The 19,984-nt window shown below is 56.5% G+C and carries 23 protein-coding genes; 5 read left to right on the top strand and 18 right to left on the bottom strand.

Features of this window, described 5'->3' with window-relative positions; genetic code table 11:
- Positions 1-16: 16 nt before the first annotated feature.
- From SR908_RS15830 to SR908_RS15770, 13 genes are all read right to left on the bottom strand, one after another.
- Positions 17-1,795, bottom strand: a complete 1,779-nt coding sequence (locus tag SR908_RS15830) for a LamG-like jellyroll fold domain-containing protein (protein ID WP_246925709.1) — start codon at positions 1,793-1,795, stop codon at positions 17-19.
- A 15-nt stretch (positions 1,796-1,810) separates the two neighbouring features.
- Positions 1,811-2,365 (bottom strand): dTDP-4-dehydrorhamnose 3,5-epimerase, encoded by a 555-nt coding sequence (gene rfbC, locus SR908_RS15825; RefSeq protein WP_322527372.1) that lies wholly within the window; start codon positions 2,363-2,365, stop codon positions 1,811-1,813.
- A 38-nt stretch (positions 2,366-2,403) separates the two neighbouring features.
- The gene (gene rfbA / locus SR908_RS15820) at positions 2,404-3,276 is read right to left on the bottom strand and encodes a glucose-1-phosphate thymidylyltransferase RfbA (protein WP_246926060.1); all 873 of its coding nucleotides are present in this window, start codon (positions 3,274-3,276) and stop codon (positions 2,404-2,406) included.
- Positions 3,277-3,337: 61 nt separating this feature from the next.
- The gene (gene rfbD / locus SR908_RS15815) at positions 3,338-4,216 is read right to left on the bottom strand and encodes a dTDP-4-dehydrorhamnose reductase (protein ID WP_246926063.1); all 879 of its coding nucleotides are present in this window, start codon (positions 4,214-4,216) and stop codon (positions 3,338-3,340) included.
- A gap of 8 nt (positions 4,217-4,224) precedes the next feature.
- Positions 4,225-5,307 (bottom strand): dTDP-glucose 4,6-dehydratase, encoded by a 1,083-nt coding sequence (gene rfbB / locus SR908_RS15810; protein ID WP_246926066.1) that lies wholly within the window; start codon positions 5,305-5,307, stop codon positions 4,225-4,227.
- 1 nt (position 5,308) lies between these two features.
- Positions 5,309-5,692 (bottom strand): hypothetical protein, encoded by a 384-nt coding sequence (locus SR908_RS15805; protein ID WP_322527371.1) that lies wholly within the window; start codon positions 5,690-5,692, stop codon positions 5,309-5,311.
- 264 nt (positions 5,693-5,956) lie between these two features.
- Positions 5,957-7,318, bottom strand: coding sequence for an IS1380 family transposase (locus SR908_RS15800; protein WP_040244555.1), 1,362 nt, complete (start codon positions 7,316-7,318; stop codon positions 5,957-5,959).
- 79 nt (positions 7,319-7,397) lie between these two features.
- A complete protein-coding gene (locus SR908_RS15795) occupies positions 7,398-7,886 on the bottom strand; it encodes an FkbM family methyltransferase (RefSeq protein ID WP_322527370.1) in 489 nt (162 codons plus the stop codon).
- On the bottom strand, positions 7,886-8,875 hold the full coding sequence (locus SR908_RS15790) for a coiled-coil domain-containing protein (RefSeq protein ID WP_246921000.1): 990 nt from the start codon (positions 8,873-8,875) through the stop codon (positions 7,886-7,888). Before SR908_RS15790 ends, SR908_RS15795 begins: the two co-directional genes overlap by 1 nt.
- 80 nt (positions 8,876-8,955) lie before the next feature.
- A complete protein-coding gene (gene cysN, locus SR908_RS15785) occupies positions 8,956-10,869 on the bottom strand; it encodes a sulfate adenylyltransferase subunit CysN (protein WP_246921002.1) in 1,914 nt (637 codons plus the stop codon).
- 49 nt (positions 10,870-10,918) lie between these two features.
- Positions 10,919-11,272: a four helix bundle protein gene (locus SR908_RS15780; RefSeq protein WP_224114507.1), complete on the bottom strand. Its 354-nt coding sequence runs from the start codon at positions 11,270-11,272 to the stop codon at positions 10,919-10,921.
- A gap of 56 nt (positions 11,273-11,328) precedes the next feature.
- A complete protein-coding gene (gene cysD / locus SR908_RS15775; RefSeq protein ID WP_246921005.1) occupies positions 11,329-12,246 on the bottom strand; it encodes a sulfate adenylyltransferase subunit CysD in 918 nt (305 codons plus the stop codon).
- 271 nt (positions 12,247-12,517) lie between these two features.
- Positions 12,518-14,284, bottom strand: coding sequence for an SLC13 family permease (locus tag SR908_RS15770; RefSeq protein WP_246921008.1), 1,767 nt, complete (start codon positions 14,282-14,284; stop codon positions 12,518-12,520).
- A 654-nt stretch (positions 14,285-14,938) separates the two neighbouring features.
- Between SR908_RS15770 and SR908_RS15765 the strand changes: the two genes are divergently transcribed.
- From SR908_RS15765 to SR908_RS15745, 5 genes are all read left to right on the top strand, one after another.
- A complete protein-coding gene (locus tag SR908_RS15765) occupies positions 14,939-16,321 on the top strand; it encodes an aminotransferase class V-fold PLP-dependent enzyme (RefSeq protein ID WP_246921010.1) in 1,383 nt (460 codons plus the stop codon).
- 101 nt (positions 16,322-16,422) lie between these two features.
- The gene (locus SR908_RS15760; protein ID WP_075370550.1) at positions 16,423-16,854 is read left to right on the top strand and encodes a DUF2384 domain-containing protein; all 432 of its coding nucleotides are present in this window, start codon (positions 16,423-16,425) and stop codon (positions 16,852-16,854) included.
- Between the two features lie 61 nt (positions 16,855-16,915).
- The gene (locus tag SR908_RS15755) at positions 16,916-17,170 is read left to right on the top strand and encodes an RES family NAD+ phosphorylase (RefSeq protein ID WP_322527369.1); all 255 of its coding nucleotides are present in this window, start codon (positions 16,916-16,918) and stop codon (positions 17,168-17,170) included.
- Positions 17,171-17,198: 28 nt separating this feature from the next.
- Complete coding sequence (locus SR908_RS15750) at positions 17,199-17,390, top strand: RES family NAD+ phosphorylase (protein WP_322527400.1); 192 nt, start codon at positions 17,199-17,201, stop codon at positions 17,388-17,390.
- Between the two features lie 156 nt (positions 17,391-17,546).
- Complete coding sequence (locus tag SR908_RS15745; RefSeq protein WP_280564586.1) at positions 17,547-17,837, top strand: HigA family addiction module antitoxin; 291 nt, start codon at positions 17,547-17,549, stop codon at positions 17,835-17,837.
- A gap of 205 nt (positions 17,838-18,042) precedes the next feature.
- Here the strand turns inward: SR908_RS15745 and relB are convergent, their stop codons facing one another.
- The 5 genes from relB to SR908_RS15720 form a co-directional block, all read right to left on the bottom strand.
- The gene (relB, locus tag SR908_RS15740) at positions 18,043-18,234 is read right to left on the bottom strand and encodes a type II toxin-antitoxin system RelB family antitoxin (RefSeq protein ID WP_246921012.1); all 192 of its coding nucleotides are present in this window, start codon (positions 18,232-18,234) and stop codon (positions 18,043-18,045) included.
- A gap of 116 nt (positions 18,235-18,350) precedes the next feature.
- The gene (locus SR908_RS15735; RefSeq protein WP_246921014.1) at positions 18,351-18,872 is read right to left on the bottom strand and encodes a hypothetical protein; all 522 of its coding nucleotides are present in this window, start codon (positions 18,870-18,872) and stop codon (positions 18,351-18,353) included.
- Positions 18,869-19,168, bottom strand: a complete 300-nt coding sequence (locus SR908_RS15730; RefSeq protein WP_246921015.1) for a nucleotidyltransferase domain-containing protein — start codon at positions 19,166-19,168, stop codon at positions 18,869-18,871. Before SR908_RS15730 ends, SR908_RS15735 begins: the two co-directional genes overlap by 4 nt.
- Positions 19,169-19,213: 45 nt before the next feature.
- Positions 19,214-19,522 (bottom strand): HigA family addiction module antitoxin, encoded by a 309-nt coding sequence (locus SR908_RS15725; RefSeq protein ID WP_246921017.1) that lies wholly within the window; start codon positions 19,520-19,522, stop codon positions 19,214-19,216.
- An 18-nt stretch (positions 19,523-19,540) separates the two neighbouring features.
- A complete protein-coding gene (locus SR908_RS15720) occupies positions 19,541-19,816 on the bottom strand; it encodes a type II toxin-antitoxin system RelE/ParE family toxin (RefSeq protein ID WP_246921019.1) in 276 nt (91 codons plus the stop codon).
- Positions 19,817-19,984: the final 168 nt, after the last annotated feature.

The following is a 19,984-nucleotide window of genomic DNA, read 5'->3' as shown; positions in this document are numbered from 1 at the left end:
AAACCCCTTAGCTCTTTTAATATTCGTAACAAAAATCAACATCTTCAGCCAATGCAATAGCATTCTCAGCGGCTTGAAAAACACGATAACCACATTCTTCCAGAAATTTGTATAACCTCTGAACACTGGAAAAACTAAAATGATTCGCTTCAAAATAAATAATTTTAGGCTTTATTCCATCAGATAAGGTTGAGTAAATGATGGCATCATCAAAACCTTCTGTATCAATTTGCAAAAGATCGATCTCTCGACTAAATCCTTTTTCTTTAAGCAAGGTACACAGCGATTCGCAAGGAACAATCACTTCTTCAATGGCATCTTCTAGGCTTTCAGCTGCAAGATGCTTTTTCAGCCACTGTTTGACATGATTTTTATTAGCAGATGTTACTCCGCTGGGAGCCCTATAGATCGGCCATTTCCTTTCTCTGGCATAAGGTACATTCAACTCTTTCCAGTATTCTGATTTAACGCGGTACAGTGTAAGCTGTCCTTTTCCCTCAATAGCACAGTTAACAATATGTGCATTCGGATGAAAGGCGTAGTTTTCTTTAAGGTAGGTAATTAATTGAGATTGTGGCTCAACCAATAGCAGTTGGGTATCTCTTTTAGTAGTGCGCACATACTCAAAAAGTGGATCGTTGTACTTGCCATCATTAGCACCTACAACAACCAGAGTGAGCATCTTACCTGGCAGCGCATCGATGAGTTTGTGGTAATCCAGTGAACGAACACGAGAAGCCGCTGAAGATCTGATCTGCATAGCACGCTTAAGGGCTAAATTATCCATTGGCAGAATGTTGTCCGTGTAGCTTATTTCACCCTCAGCATGATCCATATTTAATTTTGGCGGTAGCTCTCTCATCAATTGGCAGATATCAGAAGATGACAGGGCTCTATCATATAGATAAAATTTTTGAACATTAGCATCTAGGGAGCGGCCAGAATTCTTATTTCCTAAAAGTTCTACTTTGCTAGCAACAATATCTGCACCTCCCATCCCTGAAATGTCTCTTTCAGAACGAATAATCCCGTCCACGTATAGTCGACTATTTTTATCGCTCTCTTTTACAACAGCTAGATGCACCCATCTATTCAACTTAAACGAATCATTTGGAGCCCAAGAATTTAATACTACTGCCTTCCCTTTTTTCCCGCAGTAAAATTGGCCTTCGTATTTATTTTTTATCCGCAAGCAAAATTCATTTTCAGTGTCAGTTTTCAATTTTCCTACTATTTGCGTCCACTCTTGAGGCCAGCTTCTCAGGTTGAGCCATAAACAAAATGTCAAGTCCTCATTAAAGGGTCTGTTTTGTGTATGTTCAAGCTCAACACTTAATCGTTCACATTGAATTTCTGTGGTTTTTTCGTCTAACCCTACCTGTGCGTTTTGTTCTAGCACACGTGTTTTGTAAACAGACAGTGGTAGATTAATACCACCGCTCAGATTGAGTGCAGCTATGTAGTGCTCTTCTGCTTTAGCTCGATTGTCTTGTAAAGCTCTAGCTTTTCCCAAGACATTGTAAACGGAAGCTAACACCGCTCGTCGCAAAGGAACGGATGACTTCCCAAATTTTTCGCGCAATAGCTTCTTTGCTTGTATCACTTCATTGTTCTGCAGATAAGCAACCAGCTTGAAAAGCTGAACATCCTGCTTTTCATACTCATTATCCAGCTGATCAGCATCCAGCTCTTTTAAAGCCTCCCAGTCCCCTGCTTGCCACAAATTAATCGCGTGCCAATACATACTTGTTATATTTTTTATATATTTTCTGGGATCTGAAATGGCTTGATACATAACTTGGTTACTCGCTTAGATAAACTTCGGGCATTTTTCCCATTCCATCGCCTGCCCCGCTTCATCTTTAGTGGAAAGCTGCGGTTTATGACCATGCACCAGAGGCCAGTCAATTTTTAAAATGGACTCGTTCCACTGTAGAGAGCATTCATCACCAGGATTGTAGTAGTCACTACATTTGTATTGAAACTCAGCGCTCTCGCTGATCACGTAGAAGCCGTGAGCAAAACCCGGTGGAACCCACAGTAACTGCTTGTTTTCAGCACTCAGGTGAACTCCCACCCATTTTCCAAATGTCGGACTACTCTGGCGCATATCTACAGCAACATCATAAACTTCGCCTTGCGTGACACGCACCAACTTACCTTGGGGCTTTTCATACTGGTAGTGTAGCCCACGTAGAATGCCTTGTTTGGATTTACTGTGATTTTCTTGTACGAAGGTATAAGCACCACAGTGTTCTTCAAATTCACTTTGACGGAAGGTCTCCATGAAAAAGCCTCGCTCGTCGCCAAAGACTTTGGGCGTCATCAGAACGACATCAGGTATTTCCAGAGGCTGAAACTGCATTACGCTGTTCCTCTTATAAACTTGGAATAGATTGAGTGCTATGCCCCAACACGACGCAGGAGGTACTGTCCATATTCAGTCTTTTTAAGCGCCTCAGCTGAATTCACAAGCTGTTCCTTGGTGATCCAGTCATTTTGCCAGGCGATTTCTTCTAGACAGGCTACCTTTAGACCTTGGCGATGCTCTATGGTCTGCACGTATTGCGAGGCTTCCAGTAGACTATCGTGGGTGCCGGTATCCAACCAGGCGAAGCCACGCCCCAGTCGTTCTACCGTCAAGTCGCCGCGCTGTAGATACGTGTTGTTTATGCTGGTGATTTCCAGCTCACCACGTTCCGATGGCTCAACAGTCTTGGCGATGTCCACCACATCGTTGTCATAAAAGTAAAGCCCCGTTACGGCGTATTCAGATTTCGGCTCGTCAGGCTTTTCTTCGATTGAAATAGCCTTACCTTGCTCATCGTACTCAACTACCCCAAAACGCTGGGGGTCCTTGACCAAGTAACCGAATACCGTCGCACCGTTGGCTTGCTCGCTGGCTCGCTTAAGCTGATCGGAGAAATGTTGGCCGTGAAAGATATTGTCACCTAGCACCAAACAAACTGCATCATCACCGATGAAATCTTCTCCGATGATGAAGGCTTGCGCCAGACCGTCCGGCGTCGGCTGCACGGCATACTCCAAGCTCAAACCGAACTCTTCACCGCCTCCCAATAGCTTCTCATATTGCGAAAGATCTTCCGGAGTGGAGATGATGAGAATTTCACGAATGCCTGCCAGCATCAGCACCGAGATCGGATAATAGATCATCGGCTTGTCATAGATAGGCAGTAACTGCTTGGAAACACCCCGAGTGATGGGGTGCAGACGGGTACCGGAACCACCGGCAAGAATGATGCCCTTGCGCGCCATGCCACATTCCCCTAGCGAATAATGAAAGTAGTGTTGAGTGAATTGGAGAACCTGATAACGATCAGCTTGATCCAACCAGGTGTTCTTTTAGCGTTAGCGCCAATTGGGGTTGCCACTCAGGCAGCTTTCGCTCAAGCTCACGCTCCAGCTTTTCCAGCGCAAGCCGCGAGTTGAGTGGGCGAGCAGCCGGCGTTGGGTAATTAGCGGTAGGAATCGCATCGACCATTTCGGGCGATATCGCGAGCTGCTCGCCGTGAGAAGCCGCCAAGCGAAAGATCTCGCGCGCAAAACCGCACCAACTGGTCTCACCGCGTGGGGCTAGATGATAAATCCCGCTGGAAAGTTGCTGCTCTAAGGCCAGGCTGGTTACCTGAGCGATCAAGCGAGCCGGGGTCGGGGCGCCGATCTGGTCCGCCACGACGGAAAGAGCCTCACGCTCACGCCCCAGGCGCAGCATGGTTTTCATGAAGTTATTGCCACGGGCACTGTAAATCCAGCTAGTGCGGAAGATCAGGTGCCGGCATCCGCTGGCCTCGATAGCCCGGTCACCTTCGAGCTTGGTCTGGCCGTAAACGCTCAAAGGTCGCGGCTCGCTGCTTTCTTGCCAGTACTGCTCACCATCGCCTGGGTATACATAATCGCTGGAATAATGCACCAACGGTATCTGGTGATCGGCACAGTAAGCCGCAAGCTGTGCTGGAAGCTCGACATTCAAGCGCTGGGCCAAAGTTGGCTCGCTTTCCGCCTTATCCACTGCTGTATAGGCAGCCGCGTTGACGATTAATTCAGGGCGGTTGCTTTTCAACCAAGTCTCTACTGCTTCAGCGTCTGAAAGGTCCAGCTCCTGGCGCTTAGGCGCCAATACATGGCCTAGAAGTGAGAGTTGACGCTCAAGTTCGAAGCCAACTTGGCCATTTGCTCCCGTTAAAAAAATATTCATCGCTGGACTTAAGCTCCCATCCCCAAACGTTGGCCTTGATAGCTGCCATCCTGCACGCGTCGCCACCAAGTCTCATTGCTCAAATACCACTGTACCGTTTTACGCAGGCCGCTTTCGAAAGTCTCTTGTGGGCGCCAGCTGAGTTCACGCTCGATTTTGCCGGCATCAATCGCGTAGCGCAGGTCGTGGCCAGGACGATCCGTCACGAAAGTAATGAGCTCCAGATGCGAGGTACCAGGCTTGAGGTGTGCGGTGCCCACGAGCTCATCCAACAGCTGGCATAACGTTTCGACGACCTCGAGATTGGTCTTCTCGTTATGACCACCGATGTTGTAGGTCTCGCCTACCGTTCCTTCTGACGCGACTTTAATCAACGCACGCGCATGGTCTTCCACGTAAAGCCAGTCGCGAACCTGCTGTCCATTGCCGTAGACGGGCAACGATTTACCATCCAGCCCATTGAGGATCATCAACGGGATCAGTTTTTCGGGGAAGTGGTAAGGACCGTAATTGTTGGAACAATTCGTGATAAGGGTCGGCAGGCCAAAGGTTCGCTGCCAGGCACGCACCAAGTGATCGGACCCAGCCTTGCTGGCTGAATACGGAGAACTGGGGGAATAAGAGGTTGTTTCGGTGAAGAAGCCTTCTGGCCCATCCAGGTCACCATACACTTCGTCGGTGGAAATATGGTGGAAGCGAAAAGCCTCAGCTTTGGCCGGATTCTGCTCCTGCAGACCCTTCCAATAACTGCGCGCGGCCTCCAGCAACACCGTGGTGCCCACCACATTGGTCTGGATGAACTCGGCCGGGCCATCGATAGAACGGTCTACGTGGCTCTCGGCAGCTAGATGCATCACAACATCGGGCTGGTGATGCTCGAAAGCTTGGTGCATCGCTTGGGCATCGCCAATGTCGGCCTGGATGAAGCTATAGCGAGGGCTCTCGGACACGGCTTCCAAAGATTCCAAGTTGCCGGCATAGGTCAGCTTGTCGACGTTCACCACGCGATGGCCAGTGCTGGCGATTAACTCACGCACGACTGCCGATCCGATAAAACCAGCGCCGCCAGTGACAAGAAACGTCTTGGCCATGTCACGCATCCTTTTCTTGCGTTTCTTCTCGATCTGGTGTTTTTTCCAGGGCTTCGCCTTCGTTGAGAAATAACTCTTTGATCAATTCGACTTGGACCTCCGCTTTACGCAGCTCTTCTTCTAGCTGTTGCTGACGCTGATGAATTTCCTCGTTTTCTGCTTTTAGCTGGCGATTTTCCTGCTGTAATTCACTGTTGCTGGTCTGCAGTTTCTCAAGCCGTTGGCGATCTCTTTCCGCTGCTTCAAGGGCCTTTTTCAAATCACGCGATGCCTGCCCAACGCTTGTAGCGTGGTAAACCAGTTGATCAGACTGTGTCAGCACGTGTTCCAGCCGATAGCCGATCTCTTCCAAGGTCTGGAGCAGTACGAGTCGCGTCTGTTCCATCTGTGGCGTCAGGCTACCAATGGCTAGGGAAAGGTACCTGATTCCGTGAAGCCAGCGCCGACACTTCCCCTATCACCGCCAGCGAGCATTTTCTGACCGCCGATTCCGTCTCAACCGCTGAACGCATACCGGGGAGGACCAACCATGGCGACGCTGACCGACGAGAGCAGCCCATTTTGACAGGCATTTCTACCCGCCGGGCACGCTGATACTGGCTGCCGATGACCGTCAGCTCTCTGCGTGGTGCCTTTGTCCGACAGACGATCAGCATGGCGTGCCTCGGGGATAGCGCAGGCGGCTTCGCAAGGTGTTCAACACCGTCATGCGTCCGATGTCCTGCCCGAAGTCGAGGATGATCTGCCGCGCCTTGTGAATCACGAGCGCCGCACGATGCACCAGCTCTTGTAGCACGGTGCGGATCCGGCGCCGCTTGGCGGGATGGCGCACCGGGCTCAGCTCGCCGGTCATGCCCAGCTGCCCCATCAGCCGCAGGATGTTGTAGGCCAGCTGGGCGAGGTGCAGGATCAGATCGTTGGTGGCGAACTTGCCCGACGGCAGCCGCTCCAGGTCGAGATCGGTCTTGATCTCACTGTGGAATTGCTCGTGGGTGGCATGCGCCTGGTAGCGTTTGATCACCGCCTCCGGCGCCTCGTCCAGGCTGGTCCACCAGCCTTCCAACTCATAGTCCGGTTCGAGCAGCAACTGGCCATCGCGATCGGCGGTGCGCTCTACCAGGCGCATCACGCGTTGGACGACGTATTCGGTCTTGTTGTCGTCGTGGATCGAGACGGTCTGCGTCCACAGCGCCTGGCGCTTGCCAGGACGCAGCTCTTCCCAGTAGTCCGCCGCCACAGCCAACCAGGTATCCTGATCCGCCGTGGCCGAGCCGCGCGGGTTCCATTTGACGACATAGTCGAGCCGGCGCCCCTCGTCGGCAAAGACCTGGCGCTGCTGTTCGAGAAGCGCCAGGTGCGCCTGGCTGTCGAAGCCGCTGTCCTCGCGTAACAGGATCGGTTGCTTGGTCAGGCCTTGGGCGCGAGGCAGTACCCGCTCCAGAAAGGCGTTGCTCTCCTTCATGGTGTGCTGCTTGCCAGGCCGCAGTTCCAGACCCAGGCACCACCCTTCGTTGCCCAGATAGGCGGCGATCGGGGTGTAGCCATCGACCTTCTGGTAGGTCCGCGAGACGCCTTCCTTCTTCGAGTTGCTGTTGTCCATGACGAAGGTGTCGATGTCCAGGCAGACGTGCGTCGTCTCGGCGGTGATCGGTGCTTCGATCAGTGACAGCAGGGTCGTGGACCAGGTGGCGGTGCGCGCCTGCAGGTCGTTGGCGGCAAGTTTCTCCAGCCGCTGTCGCAGCGTCGCCGCGCTCGGCACCTTCTGCAGGGTCAGCAGTTGTTGGAAGGGCTTGTCGCGGCGGAAGTTCTCGACAGCGTCATAGTCGCTCATGCCCAGACACAGCAGGCCCAGGTAGCTCTTGATCACGTCACTGGTGCGCATGCCCAGCGTGGTGGGGAAGCGGCTGTCGATGCTGTCGACGCCAGCGATCTCGAAGCATTGCCCGATGATGGACAGCCCGGCGTGGCTGGTGAGGGTGCGGCGACTGGCGCGGAACTTGACGTTGGGCATGGCACTGTCTGGGTGAATGGCGATATTCGCTATATTGCCATGCAGTTCAGTAGGTTAGAAGCATTTCTGGGGGCTGGTCTCACGGATTCAGGAGGTATCCAAACCGTTGTGACAATGCATGCTCACGCATGGCGTGCAGCACTTGTTGTTCTTCACCGGGGACCTCGACCACTAACCAGTGCTGCTTATCATCCGCCAAGGTTACCTGGGTGAGTAGCTGATCCAAACTAAGCGTCTTTACTGGTGAGTTAGCAAGCTGGCGTAATCCTGGCCACCGATTAGGCGCTTTTTTCAGCGCGTGCAGGGTCGCTTGGCCACTCGCATTATAACGATACAGTGTGGCTTCGCCCCCTTTCGCCGCGACTGCCACTTCGATCACCGTTACCCTTGGCTCTTTGTGGGTACGTTGACGCAGAGACTGGGCCGCTTCGGGATCTGGCTCTACCAGTACGATCTGCTCGGCTGCGGTTGCCAGATAGGTCTGGAGCTCGCGGCATTCGCCGGCGCCGAGATGCATAATCGTGCCATCCACTTTATCCAGTGCCGATATCAGGTGCTGCTGCTCCATCAGGCTGCCCCTTTGTTTTTCTTTCCATTGAAGATATGCATAACCTTGCGCAGAGGTGCTGTCAGCGCCCATGATTTGGAGCTACGCAGGGAGTTCAACTCTTTTTTCTTTGTCTCCAGCTGTCCCCTCAACCACTTATTCTTCTGCGAGAAGCTGTGAAGCTTTTCATTCTTCTGCTGGATATTACGCTCAAGCTTCTCGACTTTCTGCCCGCCGTTCTTGTTACCTAACAAGTATTGTTCTAGCTCTTCCTGTGTCTTATGCAGTTGCTCGATCACTAGATCGTTTTCCTGCTGCACGTCCTCCAGCTTGTTCTTTAGTTCTTCGTATTCAGTACTGCTCCCTGACGACTGTTTGAGAAGATCGTAGGTGCCGTCCAGCCATTCCAATAAATCAGTCGAATTATCAAGAGGAAGAGAGCTCGCTTCCAACTCCTGCAAAAGCCGCTTGGCTGGTGGATGCTCGAGTGCCTGCCGTGCCAACAGGAGGTACATGGCCCGTTGTGACTGATGCACTGGGTCGGTTTCGGCCGTGTTCGCGGGTTTTGCAGGATCGACTCGCCCCAACGCTATACCGCTACGCGTCGAGAGTTGCTCACATAGCGCTTTCGGCTCGGCCTCGAAGTCTTCCTGTGTCACCAAGGTAATGCGTTGATAATGCTCCCGATAAAGCTCCAGCAATGCGTCAGTCTGGTTCGTCCAATTCGCCAATGCCTGGGAGGGTGCTCGGCCTTTTCCAAGACAGTTGGCTATCTGACGCTCAGAAGAGTCGTAACAGATCAATGCATGGAACCTTGGTTGCGACTGTAGCAGCGCTTTTACTTGGGACAAGTCATCAATGAGCTCTTCATGCCAAGGCTGTCCGGCATCACGCATAGCCTCTAACCAGTCCTCCCCCCCCATACTTGACAGGTTAACCAAAATCAGTTGGTTAGCTTTAGCGTTTATGTTGGTGCCTTCCGGTACCGTCCCAGCGGTAACACTCTGCATTTAGTTCTCCTTTTCAGTTCCCGGATTATTAGTGGTAGGTCTTTAATTATATGCTTTATCGAAGAAAATTAAGAAGGAGATCAAAGCACTTTAAGCAGCCGACTAATGATCTCTTGTTGGCTAAGCGTCTCAGTATTGATCTTGACCTCGGCTGCCCTAGGCACCTCGTAAGGGCTATTGATCCCCGTGAAGTCCTTGATCTTGCCTTGGCGGGCCTTTTCGTAGAGCCCCTTGGGATCGCGCTGCTCGCAGATATCCAGCGGTGTGTCGACATGTACCTCGATGAAGTCGCCGTCGTCGAACAGCGCACGGGCGGTATCGCGGTCGGAGCGGAACGGCGAGATGAAGGCAGTAATCACGATGATGCCGGCATCGGCGAACAGCTTGGCGATCTCCCCTACCCGGCGGATGTTCTCGGTGCGGTCGGCTTCGCTCATGGCGAGGTCTTTGCACAGCCCGTGGCGAATGTTGTCACCGTCCAGCAGCATGGTGTGGTAGCCGCGCCGGTTGAGTTCGACTTCCAGCGCGTTGGCCAGGGTGGATTTCCCCGAGCCGGAAAGCCCAGTGAACCAGATGCACTTGCCGGCATGCCCCTTGATGTGCGCGCGCATCTCGGGTGTCACGCTGGAGCGGTTCCACACCACCTCGGCCTTGCTGTCGTGGGTGCGGTATTCGTAGGGCGGCTCGCTTTCCAAATGCCGATGCACCATGCCCGCGCCCACGGTGACGTTGGTCAGTCGGTCGATGACGATGAAGCTGCCGGTACCGGGGCTCACGCGGTAATCGTCCACCGGCAGCGTGCCGGCCACTTCGACACGGCAGCGGCCGATGGCGTTGAGATTCAGCGTCTCGGCGGCGTGATGCTCGAGCGTGTTGACGTCGGTCTGGTAGTCGATCCGGCTGATCTTGCCCGCCAGGTCCCGCGTGGCGAGCTTGAGGTCATACAACCGGCCGGGCTCCAGCGCGGTGTCGTGCATCCACACGATGTCCGCCTCGAAGGCATCGGCCAGCGGCACCTCGGCGTTGGCAGCGACCAGCCAGTCGCCCCGCGAGATGTCGATCTCGTCGTCGAGCGTGACGGTGATCGCCTGTCCCGGATAGGCCACCTCGAGGTCGCCGTCGAAGGTGACGATGCGCGCCACCGTGGAGGACTTGCCGGAGGGCAGTACCTTGACGCGCTGGCCGGGCCGCAGGATGCCAGCCTCGAGCGTGCCGCAATAGCCGCGGAAGTCGAGGTGTGGGCGATTGACGTACTGCACCGGCAAGCGCAGATCCGTCAGGTTCCGGTCGTAAGTGACCTCGACGGTCTCCAGCAGATTGAGCAGCGCCGGGCCGTCGTACCAGCTCATGGCCTCGCTCTTGTTGACGACGTTGTCGCCTTCCAGCGCGGACAGCGGTACGAAGTGAATGTCCGGCGCGTTGAGCTTGGCAGCGAAGTCCCGGTACTCGGCGACGATCTCGTCGAAGCGCGCCTGGGAATAATCGACCAGGTCCATCTTGTTGACCGCGATCACCAGGTGCTGGATGCCCAGCAGATCGGCGATGAAGCTGTGCCGCCGGGTCTGGGTCTGCACACCGTGACGGGCGTCGATGAGGATCACCGCGAGGCTGGCCGTGGAGGCGCCGGTCGCCATGTTGCGGGTGTACTGCTCATGCCCGGGGGTGTCGGCGATGATGAACTTGCGCTTGTCGGTGGAGAAGTACCGATAGGCGACATCGATGGTGATGCCCTGCTCACGCTCGGACTGCAAGCCGTCGACCAACAGCGCCAGATCGACCTTATCGCCGGTGGTGCCGCTGGTCTTGGAGGCCTGGGTGATCGCCGCCAGCTGATCCTCGTAGATCATCTTGGAGTCGTGCAGCAGGCGCCCGATCAGGGTCGATTTGCCATCGTCGACGCTGCCGCAGGTGATGAAGCGCAGCAGGTCTTTGTTCTCATGCTCGTGCAGGTAGCTCTGAATATCGTCAGCGATCAAATTCGATTGGTGTGACATAACGAAACCTTAGATATAAGAGATAAGAAGGAAGAGGGAAGAAACCCCATCACCCCACGTCAAAGTCGGCTTGCCTACGCGTCAGGCCCGTTAACATGGCGGCGATCTCTTTGGTTTCCGCTACCCATTGGCGCCCTTTGTCTCTCGTGATGTAGTCGATTTCCATACCGATGTAGATCTGGGTCCGCAACTCGGCACACGACCCCTTGGCGATATGAAGAAACTTGACCCGGTCTTTGACGGTTGGCCTTGTCATGCCTTCAGCAATATTACTGGGCACGGAAAGACCTGAACGGGTGATCTGGTCCTTGAAGCCGAAATCGCGGGAATCGCTGAAGTGGCGATAGAGATCAGCAGATAAGCGTGCCGACCGCTTCCAGACATCCAACTGCTCAAAGTCCATGCCCTCTTCCCTCTTCTAACTTCGTTCTTCCGTCTTTCTAACGCGCCTCCGGCGCGTTAGAAGTACCCCTCCCGCTTCTTGCGTTCCATGGACCCGACTTGGTCTTTGTCGATGGCGCGGCCGGAGCGTTCGCTGGTCTTGGTCAGCAGCATTTCCTGGATGATCTCGGGCAGCGTGGCGGCGGTGGATTCCACGGCGCCGGTGAGCGGGTAGCAGCCCAGGGTGCGGAAGCGGACCCATTTCTCTTCGGGGACTTCGCCTTCTTCGAGCGGCAGGCGCTCGTCATCGACCATGACCTGCATGCCATCACGCTCGACCACCGGGCGCGGGGCGGCGTAGTACAGCGGGACGATGGGGATCGATTCCAGGTAGATGTACTGCCAGATATCCAGCTCGGTCCAGTTGGAAAGCGGGAAGACGCGAATCGACTCGCCCTTCTCTACCTTGCCGTTGTAGATGTTCCACAGCTCCGGGCGCTGGTTCTTGGGGTCCCAGCGGTGGTGCTTGTCACGGAAGGAGTAGACGCGTTCCTTGGCGCGCGAGGCTTCCTCGTCGCGGCGCGCGCCGCCGAAGGCGGCATCGAAGCCATGCTTGTCCAAGGCTTGCTTGAGCGCCTGGGTCTTCATGATATCGGTGTACTTGGCGCTGCCGTGATCGAAGGGATTGATGCCGGCGGCCCGGCCTTCCTCGTTGATGTGCTCGATCAACTCCATCCCGACCTCCGCGGCCATGCGGTCGCGAAACTCGATCATTTCCTTAAACTTCCAGGTGGTGTTGACGTGCATCAGCGGGAACGGCGGCGTGCCGGGGTAAAACGCCTTACGTGCCAGATGCAGCATCACCGACGAATCCTTGCCGATGGAATACAGCATCACCGGGTTGGCGAATTCGGCGGCCACCTCGCGGATGATATGGATCGACTCCGCCTCAAGCTGTTTGAGGTGGGTCTGGCGTTCGGGAGTTATCTCAGACATCTGAAAACCTTGGTTGTTAGAAACGGGTGTTAAGGCGATTTGAAAGCCAGAGACTGAAGAAGTAAGAAATAAGAAGGAAGACGTAAGACATAAGAGGGAAGACATAAGAAGGAAGGAAAACCAACGGCCACCCCCGTCTTCTTTGTTTTGCTTCTGCCCTCTTCCTTCTGTCTTCTTCCAGCCGCGAAGCGGCGTTCTTCCATCTCCCGGCGAAGCCGGGGACTTCCCTCTTCTAGCTTCCAGCCGCGAAGCGGCGCTCTTCCACCTTTGTTCAAAATCCCCACACCAGCGGTATAAGCCCAATGGCGATGACACCGACCAATAGGCTCATGGGGGCGCCTAGGCGCAGGTAATCCACGAAACGATAACCGCCGGGGCCGAGGACCATGAGGTTGGTCTGGTAGCCCAGCGGGGTCATGAAGCTGGCCGAGGCGGCGAACATGATGCCGATGGCGAAGGGCATGATACTCACGCCCAGTTGCTCGGCCACGGCGGTGGCTACCGGGAACATCAACACGGCGGCGGCGTTATTGGTGATCAGCTCGGTGAAGATGACGGTCAGGGCATAGACCATGGCCAGGGCCATCCAGGGCGAGAGGCCGTCCATCAGGAGTAGCCATTGCGCGATCTGGCTCGCGGCACCGGTCTTGTCCATGGCGCTGCCCAGCGCGAACGAGGCGGCGATGACGATGAGCACCGAAAGCTCCAGATAGCGCCGTGCCTTGCTCGCCGTGACGCAGCGCGTGAGCAGCATGGCGCCGCCGGCCAGAAACGCGGCCTCGAGAATGCTCAACAGCCCCGTGGCGCTGACCAGCACCATGGCGCCGAGAATACCCAACGCCCAGGGCGCCTTGCGAAAATCCGGCGGCGTGGAGTCGTTGAGCGCGCTGACGAGCAGGAAGTCCTTGCGGTACTGGTATTGCGAGACGAATTCCTGGGCGGTTTCCATCAATAGCGTATCGCCCACCTGAAGACGGATATCCCCCAACTTGCCAGGCAACCGGCGGCCATGGCGAGAAATGGAGAGGATCACCGCCTGATAGCGCGAGCGAAAACGCGATTCGCGCACCGTCTGTTCGATCCCGGTGAAGTCCGGGCCGATCACGGCCTCGACCAGGCAGCGCCGGTGGTGCGCGATATCCAGCTTGCGCACGTCGCCGTTGGCCGGGCGCAGGCCGTGGACACGGCGCAACTCACGGGCGCATTCGGGGGCACCGACGAAGACGAGAATGTCATCGGCCTGCAGCTTGGTCTCCGGCGGCACGGCGGTCATCAGCTCGCCGCCACGCTCGATGTCCGCCAGGTAACCATGCGCCAGGCTACGCAGGCCCGCATCAGCAATGCTTTTGCCTTCCAGGGGGCCTTGCGGAATCACGCGGACTTCCACGGCGTATTCCCGCGCCTGTTCGAGCTGTTCCAGCGCCCCCTGGCGGTTGGGCAGCAGGCGGTCCGCCATCAGGTAGAGGAAACCCCCGGCGATGACCACCAGCGGCACGCCTACCCAGGCCAGCTCGAACATGTGCAGCGCGATGCCCCGCTCGCTCTGCAGCAGGCCATCCACCACCAGGTTGGTGCTGGTGCCGATCAGCGTGCAGGTGCCCCCGAGTATCGAGGCGTAGCTGAGCGGCAGCAGCAATTTGGAGGTCGGCAACCGCAAGCGCGCCGCCCATTCCTGAATGGCCGGGATAAACATGGCCACCACGGTGGTGTTGTTCATGAAGGCGCTCAGCCCCGAGGCCGGAAGCAACACGCGCAACTGCGCCTGACGCAAACGTCGGGGCTGGCCGAGCAGGCGATGCGCCAGCCACTGAATGGCGCCGGTTTCCTTCAGCCCCGCCGCGACCACGTAAAGCGTGGCGATGGTCATCACGCCGGGGTTGGCGAACCCCGCCAACGCTTCGCTGGGCGTGAGAATACCGCTCACCACCAGAAACGCCAGCGCCCCCATCAGTACGACATCGGGGGCGACTCGGGTAAGCGCAAGACAGGCAAGGACGGAAAAGATGAGGACTAACGTGGTGAGTGCTGCAGGTTCCATCCCATATGCCGAATAAAGAGGATTCAAATAAAACTACGTTTGGACACGCTACCGCCCGAGGATTGTTCCGGGCGTCTTCCCAAGGCCCTTGAGTGTCGTGCAGCCACTATTAGGTAATGCCAAGAAAGAGATGCCGTACCCAAGCACGGCCGCAGATAGTGAATCCCTTTCCTCACGACACGCCGTAGTATCGCTGTTGTGGTCACGCAGGCCGCGTGACTGCGCCATCTTCCTGATCGCGCCGAGATGGAGCCATTCTATGCAAGTCCCCGAGAGGCCTCTAGCGTTATGGCGTTGAAATTTGTGTGCATTTAGGAAAAATTGTCGCCTATTAACGACGCCCCTTGTGTCGTTTTTTCCACACACGATGGGGGCTGAACGCCATTCCCTTACCTCCCCATACAGTGTAGGGCAATCTCTGCGCTCACCATTGTTAGTCAACTATCTAATATAAGGGCACAAAAAAACGCGGTCTCGGCCGCGCGTCGTCCATATTAAGGGAAGTAAGGATTCGTTACCAGAATCGTCATGCCAGCGATCCGCACCGCGATTCGCCTTTATCTAATGCAGCGGATGCTTCTATGTGCTTAACTTAACCAATAGTCGCTAATTTTACGATCCTTTTGGTTACGTTAGCTTAGGGGGCGGTTGAGAATGGCGATGCCAGGCGCGGCACATGCAAGGCAAGACCACAGCGCGGCAACGTGCGACCAGGCGATCAGCCTGCCGCCCCGGTTGCTCAATCAGGTACGGTCGCACTTCTATTACGTCGACCACTGCCCCGTTGATGGCAGGCGCATCCACTTGAACGCCGCCGGGGAGCCGCTGGCTTTGAAGGCGGCGGTGCAGGTGGGCGCGGAGCTGGCGAGTTTGCCGGCGCCGCTGGAGGCGGATGCACCGGGGTATTCAGCCCAGGCAGCGGTGGCCACCCACGGCTGGGAGGATCTCGAGACTTTGCTAGGCGCGACGCATGGCGGCTTGTGGCGAGCGCCCAGCGTGGATGAGTGCTGGGCGCGGGTGTTGGCCCTGGCGCTGGAGGCGATTCCCCCGAAGAACCATGTGGTAACCACGGCGCTGGCGTCTAGTGATGAGACTACGGCTATTGCGCTGCACGCCAGGCAGCGGGGGCTGAGCACCGCCACGGTGCCGGTGAACCCGCTGACCGGTCGACTGGAAACGCTCGATTACGCCCGCTGCGTGATGCCCGAGACGTGTGTTGCCACGCTCGTGCATACCTGCCCCGTCACCGGCATTCGCCAGGATGTGGCCGCGATTGCCCGCACCATACGCGAGGTCGCGCCCTCTTGTTTCATTCTGGTGCTGGGGGCGCATCACGCCGCGCATGGGCCGCTGGATGTGGCGCAGTGGGAGGTCGATGCTTATGTGGTGGGGTCTGAAGCGCTCTTCTGCCGCCCTCGTCAGGGATTTGCGTGGCTGTCGCGGCGGTTGTGTCTGGCCATGCGCGATGCACCGCCGAGCGGCCTGATGCCGCCGCATCGGGATGAGGAACCCGCAGTGTTGGCGAGTATCACCGAGTGGGTGGCGTACCTGGATTGGCTGGGCGGATATTTCTCCACGGCCATTCCCCGGCGCCCGCGCCTTGTAGCGGCGAGCGAGGCCATTCGGGCCCATGAGCGGGCCTTGCTGCAGCGCCTGTTGCATGGCGTCGATGATGGCATGCCGACGACGGGCGCCACCATTACCACTACCACCACCACGCCCCCGCTTTCCCGCTGCGGCTTGCAGGGGCATCCCCGCGTGCGGGTGATCGGCGCGCCGCATGCGCGATGGCGAGACGGCACCCTGGCCTTCGATGTGCGGGGAATCGAGGCGTGGGAGGTGGTGCAGTGGCTCGCGGCCACGGGGATCAGTGCCCAGCTTTTGCACTCGCCCGAAGCCGAGCGCTTGCTCGCGCCCTTCGGGTACGAGGCGGCCACGCGCTTGTCGGTGAGCCATTACAACAGCGAGGAGGAGATCGTCGCCTGCTTGCAAGCGCTGGAGCCCTTGCTGGAGCGGCCGTCGAAGGGGAAAGGATAGGCTTCGGGCCTCGAGCGCCCACATCCTGCACACTATGACCGACAATGCTATGCTACATGGAAGTAGCAATTACGTAGCATATTCGTTGCGAGGCGCTTCCCATGACCGCTGAAGTTCTGAAAGACCCCTTGCCCGACCCGGCTGAGTATCACGCACCGGCATCGTATGCACGTTTCGTTGAGGACCTGAAAGCCTCGGCACGTGCAGAAGGCGAGCCGGTCATCAGTCCACGATTGTTTGCCAGTGCCCTGCGCATGGATATTCAGACACTTGCCAGCCGCGCCCACGTGCATCGATCCACCATCACTCGGGGCCAAGGGGCCGAAAAGCTGCAAAGCTTTCTACGCGATGCCATCCGCGTGCTGGGGGTAGCTGCGGATATCAATGGCAACTTGCCGGACGCTCTATTCTGGTTCCGTAATGAGCCGATACCGCCTTTCGACTATCAAACCCCCGAGCAACTGGTGAGTGCTGGCCGCACTGATGACTTGGTGCGCTATGTACAGTCGCTTAAAGCCGGGGTCACCGGATGATCCAGCGCCTGCGGTTTGAGACAGAGGCCTATCGTGTCCAACAGAGGCCTATCGTGTCCATGTGCCTAGGTGGGCATTCGCTCCTACTAGCGGAGCCGGTGCGGGTGAGCATGGTGGTCGACTGAACCGCCCTGGGGTACCGGCACTTTACCTGGCTCTCGAAGAAGCCACCGCGTTGGCTGAATACAAGCAGCTTTCAAGTTTGATGCCGCCAGGGCTCATCGTGAGCTACGAAGTCAGGATACGCCACGTCGTAGACTTCAGCAGAGGGTACAACGAGGACTGGGACGAGATTCTGGCAAGAGCTCCACTGTGATTGGCGCAGACTATGGTTTAACGACCATATTGAGCCCCCTTCCTGGCTTCTCGGCGATATTGCCCTCGCTGCGGGCAGTTCAGGCATTCTCTTCCCTTCGCAAGCCAATCCTGCTGGCACCAACTTGGTCATCTACCCTGAATCACTGGAAGAGGACGATATGTTAAAGGTCCATGATCCCAATGGGCTGCTTCCCAAAGACTCAAGTTCTTGGGAGTGACGTGAACATGTTAGTGCGACTCGAATCGCGCCAGAGCGTGCCGTTCAGCGAGCAGCTACGCTCAGGAGGGCTGATCTAATGGAAAAACTTTTGAACTTCGAAACAGGCACTACCAAGGGAATTCGCACCGACCACGCCAAGCGTCTGAGGTGACACATGGCCCACATGCACAATCCCCCGCACCCCGGTGAGACGCTGCGCGAAGATGTGTTGCCAGCGCTGGACATCAGCGTAACGGAAATGGCTCGCCGTCTGGGGCTGGCGCGGGAAACCCTGTCACGGATTCTACACGGGCGGGCGCCGATTAGCCCCGACCTCGCCGTTCGCCTGGAACGGGCCGGCATCGGCCAGGCGCGTACCTGGCTGGCGGTACAAGGCGATTACGACTTGTGGCAGGCCGAACACCGCGCCCAGCCGGACATCGAGCGCTTCGCCAAGCTGGCGTAAGCGTGGTTTGAGAAAATTTCCCCAAGCCAAATGGATTATGGGTAGGGCGCCACAACGGCGCCCTTTGACTGTGTCGATCAACCACTAAATCCGGACACCAGTAACGACCGTCGAAGGCGAGAGAAACTGGAGCGCCAGCCCGGTGCATCACCGTTGACGGCTAGGGATATTCCCGGCGAGCGTGGAGTACGTCCAAGCACGCCACTCAACCGTTAGCATGCCGGTGCTTCTTGGACTCGATCATGGCCCGGATACGCGCCATCGCTTCGTCATGGGGGACGTTGGGGCGCGGGTCGTCGAGGCTTTGCTGAATGCGCTCACGAAACCACCGGTCGTAACGGTCGGCTTGCTCCTGCGTCTCGAACTCCGAGACGATAGGGTCTAGTGAGGTACTCATCATCAATTTTCCTCGTGTACCTTTGGTCTACTCTAACCAGCGAAGAACCGTTGGATGCATCTCGTACTAGGCGGCGGGCTTCGAGCGCCGGCTACGTAATAACTCGCGGCGCCAGCTTACTCAAGCAAGTTTCTCCGCTTGGCATCACTGAGCATGGCATGGGCAAACGCCATGAGCGTTTCCTGATAGTCATGTGCTGTATTAAGCGCGTCGGCCAGCACCTGAGGGGATTCGATGTATTCATGGATCATTTGATTACGTGTCTGACGAATCTCGAGCCACTTGTCGGCAGAATCGAGCACACCAAGCTTTTCGGCGCGATCCAGGTTGTCGGCAACGGCCCCAGTCTTCTCGCCCAGGGCACGTAGCCAAAGCGGAAGCAGTTTATCGCCGGTCGTGTCCTGAAGTCGGCAGAATCGGCTGGTGTAGGCTTCCAGCTTCTCTGCCAATGCCTCATCTTCACCCAGCCTGGCGGCAAGTTCCTCGGTGAACGGCGCGGCAAACACGCGATCCGATGAGTAGCGAAGATGGTGGATCTCACGCTCGACCACGCGTTTCAGGAAGCGCAAGCGCTCCGCAAGATTGTCGTTCATAGGGCGGCCGTTCATGGGACTGTCATTCATAGAACTGTTATTCATAGACACTCGCCTTGTTCCCGTGCCAGCTTGTGTATCGTCTGCTCATTGAGATTCGGAGCACTCAGCAGCACATCCACCTTGCGCCCGTGCATGGCGCGCATGATACGCACACTGAGCCGGGCGGCGAGCTGTGCGGGATGCTCCACCGGCGCGTCAACCTCAACGAACAGGTCGATATCGCCGCCACGGGCGCTATCATCCAGCCGTGAGCCGAAAAGCTTTACCGTGCTGCCCGGACCAAGCTCGTCGGTGACGAGCTGCCGGATGGTATGTCGTTGGCTGTCAGTCAAGCGCATGGTGTTCATCTCTGCAAGGCGTTCGGCTCGTTGCTCGTGGCAGCGTTATCCCGCCAGCTTTAGCGAGGGCACCGCGCTGACGTCTACTTCGCGCTCGGCATGCCAGGCGTCATAGGCCGCCTGGAGCCGTAGCCACAGGCCCGGACCGTTACCAAACAGCTTGCCGAGCCGCGCGGCTGTTTGTGGTGAGACAGGCTTGCGTGTGGCGAGAATGGCGTGCAGCTGCTGACGTGAAATGCCCAGCATCTGGGCAATATCGCCCTTGCTGTAGTCCATATCTTCCAGCATGTCTTCGATCACCTCGCCAGGGTGCGGCGGGCAGCGGTCGGGGTTTTGCTTCGCAGTAATAGCCATGGTGGCTTCACCTTTTAGTCAGTGGTATTGCTCAAAATTAACTTGATAAGCGTTGCCGGCCTCAAATTCAAAAGTGAGGCACCAAGGACCGTTCACATGTACGGTGTAGCGCTTTGGGTTGAAGCCCTGCAAAGCATGAAACTTATAACCTGGTAGGTTGATATCTTCGACGCTGGCAGCTTCGTTGATCACAGCCAAGCGGATAAGAATGCGCCTATGCATACGCTTGTCGATTTTGGATGTACCGGTTTCCCAAAGCGTCGCTAGGGCCTTGTTTTTGAACGTCTTGATCATTAGAGTAAGTGTAGCCTATTTGGCTACATGTGTAAACTAAAAGATTACAAAACATCCCTAGTTTGACGTATTTGCTTCGGGCTTCGGGCGGCATTGTCGCTCGTAGCCCGCCGCTCGTAGCTCGCAGCTTTTAGCTCGTGGCTCGGGTTAGGCGACGCTTTCGCGCAA

It is taken from the genome of Chromohalobacter canadensis (assembly GCF_034479555.1).
GTDB lineage: Bacteria > Pseudomonadota > Gammaproteobacteria > Pseudomonadales > Halomonadaceae > Chromohalobacter > Chromohalobacter canadensis.
This window is presented reverse-complemented; position numbering and strand designations above follow the sequence as displayed.